The sequence below is a fragment of the Streptomyces polyrhachis genome (assembly GCF_042663125.1).
Taxonomy (GTDB): Bacteria; Actinomycetota; Actinomycetes; order Streptomycetales; family Streptomycetaceae; genus Streptomyces; species Streptomyces polyrhachii.
Window position 1 is genome coordinate 1 of the sequence record NZ_JBHSZO010000077.1, and the last position, 5796, is coordinate 5796.

General features: G+C 75.2%; 5 protein-coding genes and 1 pseudogene. 2 read left to right on the plus strand and 4 right to left on the minus strand.

Annotated elements, in window-relative coordinates:
- A pseudogene (locus ACFQLX_RS25540) lies at nt 1–790 on the minus strand (SUKH-4 family immunity protein); the annotation flags it as partial.
- A gap of 7 nt (nt 791–797) precedes the next feature.
- Entirely contained in the window at nt 798–1790 is a 993-nt protein-coding gene (locus tag ACFQLX_RS25545) for an SMI1/KNR4 family protein (RefSeq protein WP_386418889.1), read from the minus strand.
- 204 nt (nt 1791–1994) lie between these two features.
- On the opposite strand from ACFQLX_RS25545, the gene ACFQLX_RS25550 reads away from it, so the two are divergent.
- Entirely contained in the window at nt 1995–2510 is a 516-nt protein-coding gene (locus ACFQLX_RS25550; RefSeq protein ID WP_386418890.1) for a YwqJ-related putative deaminase, read from the plus strand.
- Between the two features lie 26 nt (nt 2511–2536).
- Nucleotides 2537–3052, plus strand: coding sequence for an SUKH-3 domain-containing protein (locus tag ACFQLX_RS25555; protein ID WP_386418892.1), 516 nt, complete (start codon nt 2537–2539; stop codon nt 3050–3052).
- A gap of 57 nt (nt 3053–3109) precedes the next feature.
- On the opposite strand, the gene ACFQLX_RS25560 is transcribed toward ACFQLX_RS25555, so the two are convergent.
- Nucleotides 3110–4474, minus strand: a complete 1365-nt coding sequence (locus ACFQLX_RS25560; RefSeq protein ID WP_386418894.1) for a sensor histidine kinase — start codon at nt 4472–4474, stop codon at nt 3110–3112.
- An 84-nt stretch (nt 4475–4558) separates the two neighbouring features.
- On the minus strand, nt 4559–5506 hold the full coding sequence (locus ACFQLX_RS25565) for a DUF2218 domain-containing protein (RefSeq protein ID WP_386418896.1): 948 nt from the start codon (nt 5504–5506) through the stop codon (nt 4559–4561).
- Between the last annotated feature and the right edge of the window lie 290 nt (nt 5507–5796).

Genomic DNA, 5796 nt, shown 5'->3' on the forward strand with positions numbered 1-5796 from the left:
CGGGCGGCGGGGAGGGGATGCCCGGGGCGGGCGGGGGCGGCGGGTTCCCCTGCGGCATCCGGGCGGTCTGCGCCTCGGGGCGTACGCCGGGCGGGGGCGCCGGGGCGTCATCGTCGTCGGAGCCGCTGAGCGGCGGCGCGAACACCGTCGCGGGCGGCACCACCGCGCCCCCTTCCCCGCCCCGCGCGTGCGCGGCGGTCCACGGTGAGCCGCCGGGGGAGGGGGGCGCGGCGGCGGCGCCCGCGGGGCCGGGGACGTAGGGCATGGTCGGCGCGGGCGGGGGCAAACTGGGCGCCGGCGCACCGGAGTTGGACGCGGAGGGAGGCGGCGGGGGTGAGACGGACGGGGCGGACGGAGCCGGCGGGGCAGGCGGCGCGGAAGGCGCACCTGCGCCCCCCTGCGGCGCCAGCGGCGCCCCCACCCCCAGCGAGTCCGCCGCCTCCTGCAGCCACTCCGGCGGCGTGAGCAGGAAGGACGTCGCCTCCAGGTCGATGCGCTGACCCGGCTTCGCGGCCGGAGCCCCCGCCGCGCGGGCGCCGTACTCCTCCTCGTAGCGGCGGATGACCTCGCCCACCGCCAGTCCCGGCCAGAGCGTCGTCTCGCCCGAGTCGCGGGCGATGACCAGCCGCTGGCGGCCGCCCTCGGAGCGCGCGCCGTCCTCGCGGTCCTCGGCCCAGGCCACGAAGCCCAGGTCGAACTCGCGGACGCGCACCTCGCGTTGCTCGTGCGCCGGCACCCCGGCGTTGACCCACTTCCCGGCGCTCTCCTGCGCCTGCGCGAAGGTCACCACAGCCCGCTCACCCTCTCACCGGGACGACGCGGGCGAATCCGCCGTCCACCATCAGATTGGCCACGGTCTCCAACTCGGGGGGACCGCCCGCCAGTCGCTCCAGGAACGCGTCGAAATCCTCACCGCAGGGCAGCAGCAGCGCCGCCGTGCGCTCCTCGACCGAGGCGTACGCGCCGTCGCGGTCGCGGGCGTCGTCGTAGGCGCAGAACCAGACGCTGCCGCGCCGCTCACCGCGCACCTTCACCGCGAGCAGCCCGCCCTGCAGCAGGGCGACGCCCAGGTAGTCCTTGGTGAGGTGGTCGCGCAGGCACTTGTTGACGTACACCAGGTCGTTGGTCGCGGCCTCGTCGCGCACCGTCAGGAACGGCTGGTCGATCAAGAGCCCCAACTGCGGGTCCAGCGCGGCACCGACGGGCGCGCAGCCGCCGGCCGCCTTCAGGAACGAGCGGTAGGCGCCGGGCAGCCGGTAGCCCAGGTCCTCCTCGGCGGCGCACACCTGCTCCTCGGTGACCGCCATCCCGCCCTTGGGCAGCGCGAAGTGCACCGGCCTGGTCTGCTGCAGCGGCCGGGTGCCGCGCTTGCCCTGGTTGACCTCGGCCGTCGCCAGGCCGCCGTGGTGGCGCAGCAGCATCTTCACCTCCGCCGGCACCAGCTCCAGGCGCCGGCTGCGGGCCACGTGGTGCCAGCTCCAGCCGTGCGGGGTGGACACCGGCGGCAGCGAGCCCCACAGCTCGTGGCCCTTGGCCAGCAGCGCGGCGTTGGCCGAGACGTAGTCCGTCAGCCGCAGCTCGTCGATCCCGAAGCCGGCCGGCGGCTCGGCGATCTCCACCGCGGCGCGTGCGTACGGCGAGAGGTCCGGATAGCCGTCGGCGTCCACCCGCACCCCGTCCGGGTAGCGGGCCGCCCGGACCGGGTCCGGAAAGTGCACGACCTGCCCGGAATAAGCCGAGTTCGGTGGCGCGGCCGCCCCTGTCACAGCCCCTCGCCGGCCAGTCGTCATCGCGTAGTCCCCCTGCCGCTCGCGTACGTCGGGGACAGCCTATTGGGTCACCCCGCCGGCGGTCCCTCCCCGGCCGCACAAGCGGGACCCGGGCGGACGCGACGGCCCCGCTTGTGCGGGTGTCCTGTGGACAAACGCACACTCCACCGGGGCTGTCAGTGCCCTGTGGCAAGCTGGTGGGCGCACGACGGGGGAGGTCGACACATGCACGGACGCGAAGGCGCGCCCACCACCATGGCGCCGGACCCGCGCGCGCGTTGGAGCGCGGGCGAGGGCCGAGCGGCGCCACCGGTCCCACGACGAAAACGCGACGGCATCCTGCCCGCGACAGCCGCGGCGCTCTCCGTCCAGGGGGAGACGCTCACCGCGACGGGGGCGAAGTCCGATCCGCCGCCCGTCCTGCATCCGCTGGTGCAGGACTTCCTGGACACCCTGACCACCGAGCGCCGCGAGCGCTTCACGGGCCGCTGCCCGGAGGCGGTGCTGCTCTCGCGCCACCTCGCGGCGTACGAGACGGCGCGCTCCAAGCGTGCCGCCCGCAAGCCGCTGTCGGCGGCGGAGGGCCGCCGCTGCCTGAAGCACGCCCAGCTGACCGCCCGCCACATCCGCGAGGACGGCGATCCGGCGCACGGCGCCTTCGCCCCGCCGTGCCGTTCCTGCACGGCGCTGCTCGCGCACTTCGGTGTGCGGGTCGTGGACTCCTCGGCGGGCCCGCGATGAGGGGGTCGGCGATGAGGGGGTCGGCGATGCGGAGCACACCGCCGCGCGCGGACGCCGGCGTCCGCTTCACCCGGCCCACCCTGGCCGCGCTGCACGCCGCGGGCTGGCGGCCGGGGCGCTGGGAGGAGGCCCGCGCGGAGTCCTGGGCAAACGAGCTGCGCGCCCATCTCTCGCCCGGCGGGCACGTCCACCTGGTCTTCCCCGCTGCGATCGAGGCGTGGGCGGAGTTCGGCGGGCTGCGCATAGCCGGGGAGGGGCCGGGGCGGCACATCGCGCCCACCCCGTTCACGATCGACCCGCTGCACGGGCTGCACATGGCCCGCACGCTCAGCGACCTCGGCGAGGCACTGGGCACGCAGCTCGCACCCCTGGGCTCGGAGGAGGGGTACGCGGCGGGGGCGGGCAGCGCGACGCTCGCGATCGACCGCGAGGGGCGGGTGTACAGCCTGGACCACACGGGCGACTGGTACGTGGGGGCGGATCTGGACGAGGCGCTGGAGACACTGGCCACGGGGGTGCTGCCGCAGCGGCTGGCGGGGTGAGACCGCGGGCGCACGGGGGCGGAGGTCGGTGGCGGGGGTCGGGCGCGGTGGCCGGGGTCAGCCCCGGGTACCGCTTGCCGGGAGGACCGCCGAGACCTTGAAGCCCCCCGCGTCCGTGGTGCCCCAGACGCAGCCCCCGCCCAGCGCGGTGACGCGTTCCTTCATGCCGATGAGCCCGTTGCCGCCGCTGGGCAGGTCCGCGTTCGCGGCCACGCCGTCCGCGGGGCCGTTGAGGACCAGCACCGCCACCTCCGTGCCGCGGTGGGCCAGGCGGACCTGGACCTTCGCGCCGGGGGCGTGCTTGTGGACGTTGGTCAGCGCCTCCTGCACCACGCGGTAGACGGTCTGCTCCACCTCCGCCGCGTAGGTCGCGGACTCACCGTCCACCGACAGCTCCACGGCCATCCCGGACACCCGGCACTCCCCCACCAGCGCGTCCAGCTCGTCCAGGCACGGACCGTGCCCGTCCGCCTCGGCGCCCCGCACCGCGCCCACCGCGACCAGGCCGCCGTCCGCCGCCGCGGGCCGCGCGGCGAGGGGCGCCTCCCGTACGACGGAGGGGGCCGCGGCCCGTACCGCCGGCACCGCCCGCCCGCCGTCGCCCGTGCGCAGCACGCCCAGCATCTCGCGCAGCTCCGTCAGCGCCTGGCGGCCCATGTCGCCGACCAGCGCCGCGTTGCGTACGGCCTGCTGGGGGTCGCGCACGGCGACCGCCTCCAGCGCCGCCGCGTGCACCACCATCAGGCTCACCCGGTAGGCGACCACGTCGTGCATCTCGCGCGCGATACGGGTGCGCTCCTCGCTGCGGGCCCACTCCGCGCGCTCCTCCGCCCGCTCCGCGAGCAGCGACAGCTCCCGCTCCAGGCCGTCGGCGCGCTCACGCAGGCTCTCCACGAGCCGCCGACGCGCCCCGGCGTACATACCGAGGAGCAGCGGTGGCGCGATCATGCCCACCGACATCAGCCCGGCGATCAGCCACACGACCCAGTCGGGCTGGCTGGTCGGGTCGTCGCGCAGGTGGTTGAGCCGCACCACGGTGACGACGAAGACCCCCAGGCCGGACATCCCGGCCAGCACGCCCGTGACGCGGCGGGGCATCTCGAAGGCGGCGAGGGTGTAGAGGCCGACGACGAGCATCGAGTAGCCCATGTCGGCGGGGAGGATCGCGACGGCGACGAGCACGACGGCGATCGGCCACCGCCGCCGCACCACCAGCAGCCCCCCGGCCACGAACCCCAGCAGCACCAGTGCCACCACCGGCACCCCGGCCTCACCGGCGAACCGCGCCCCCAGCACCGCGCACTCGACCGCGGACAGCAAGCCCAGCGCAAGATCGAAAACGAACGACCGGGGCCGCTCCCACCACCACAGCCGAGGAGGCCCCTGCCCCCCGCCGGCTATCTCCGCCCCCGTCACCGTCATGCGATCCAGCCTACGTGGACGCCTCCCCACTTACCCGAGGGTTTCGGCCGATCTTGCCCACCCCGCCCTCCCCGCCCCGCTACTTCACCGCCGCCGCGCGATCGTCACCCCGTCCCGCACCGGCAGCATCACCGCCTCCACCCGCTCATCGGCCGCGACCAGCCCGTTCAGCCCCCGCATCGCCAGCTCGTCCGCACCCCGGTAGGCGGGGTCGAGCACCCGGCCGCCGAGGAAGACGTTGTCCAGCACCACCAGGCCGCCCGAGCGCAGCCTGCGCACGATCTCCTCGTAGTACGCCGGATAGCCGCCCTTGTCGGCGTCGATGAACGCGATGTCGATGACCGGCTCGTCGTCGAGCGCGCGCAGCGTCTCCAGCGCCGGGGCGATACGCAGGTCGATCCGGTCGGCGACGCCCGCCCGCTCCCAGTACGGCCGGCCGATCGCGGTCCACTCCTCGCTGACGTCGCAGGCGAGCAGCGTGCCGCCGTCGGCCAGACCCCGGGCGATGCACAGGGTCGAGTAGCCGGTGAAGACGCCGACCTCGACCGCGAAGCGTGCGCCGGTCAGCCGGGTGAGCATGGTCAGCAGCGCGCCCTCGTCGGAGGAGACCTGCATACGCGCGGCGCCTGCGGTGGCCTCGCGGGTGACGGCGGCCAGCTCCCCGAGGATGTCGTCGGCCGGGGTGTGGTGGCTGAGCAGGTACTCCCCGACAACCGGGGGGGTGGGCTCCAGTTCGCCACCGTCGACCGGGGCGGTCCACTCGACGGCAAGCCCCTCCTGGGCGGCGAAGCGCACCAGATGCCGGGCCACCACATCCTCGACCCGGGCCAGCGACTCGCCGTCGACGGCTGCGGCAGTCAGCGCCAGCCCGTCCGGGGTGGGGGTGAGGTGGCAGGTGCCGGCAGCGATCGTGATCACGCCGCGGCCGTCGGGGGTGAGAGAGGTGGTGGCCTTGTGGCCGAGGTGGGAGACGAGCTGCTTGAGGTAGCGGGCAGGACGGGGGGTGGGGACGTGGGCGGTGGAGAGGGGCATGGGGGGTCCTTGGGGTGGGGTGGGGGTCTGGGTTAGTGGAGGCTGACCAGCGGCGAGGTGCTGCTCGCCGCGCTGGCAGGAGGTCTGGGTTAGTGGAGGTCTGGGTTAGTGGAGGTCTGGGTTAGTGGAGGTCTGGGTTAAACGGCGAGGGTTCCCACTACGTGCTTGGGAAGGGGTTCTCCGTCCGAGGCGTGGCGGGAGGTCCTGGGTATTCGACCGCAACGGCGGCTTCGCGTGCTGCGGCGCTCCGCGCCGGTGGGGCTTCGCCGCTCCGCGGCGCGCGCGGCCCG

Bases quoted from the DNA above. Each gene is read 5' to 3' on its own strand.
- ACFQLX_RS25560 (WP_386418894.1), bottom strand. From the start codon at position 4,474: ATGACGGTGACGGGGGCGGAGATAGCCGGCGGGGGGCAGGGGCCTCCT.
- ACFQLX_RS25565 (WP_386418896.1), bottom strand. From the start codon at position 5,506: ATGCCCCTCTCCACCGCCCACGTCCCCACCCCCCGTCCTGCCCGCTAC.
- ACFQLX_RS25545 (WP_386418889.1), bottom strand. From the start codon at position 1,790: ATGACGACTGGCCGGCGAGGGGCTGTGACAGGGGCGGCCGCGCCACCG.
- ACFQLX_RS25555 (WP_386418892.1), top strand. From the start codon at position 2,537: ATGCGGAGCACACCGCCGCGCGCGGACGCCGGCGTCCGCTTCACCCGG.
- ACFQLX_RS25550 (WP_386418890.1), top strand. From the start codon at position 1,995: ATGCACGGACGCGAAGGCGCGCCCACCACCATGGCGCCGGACCCGCGC.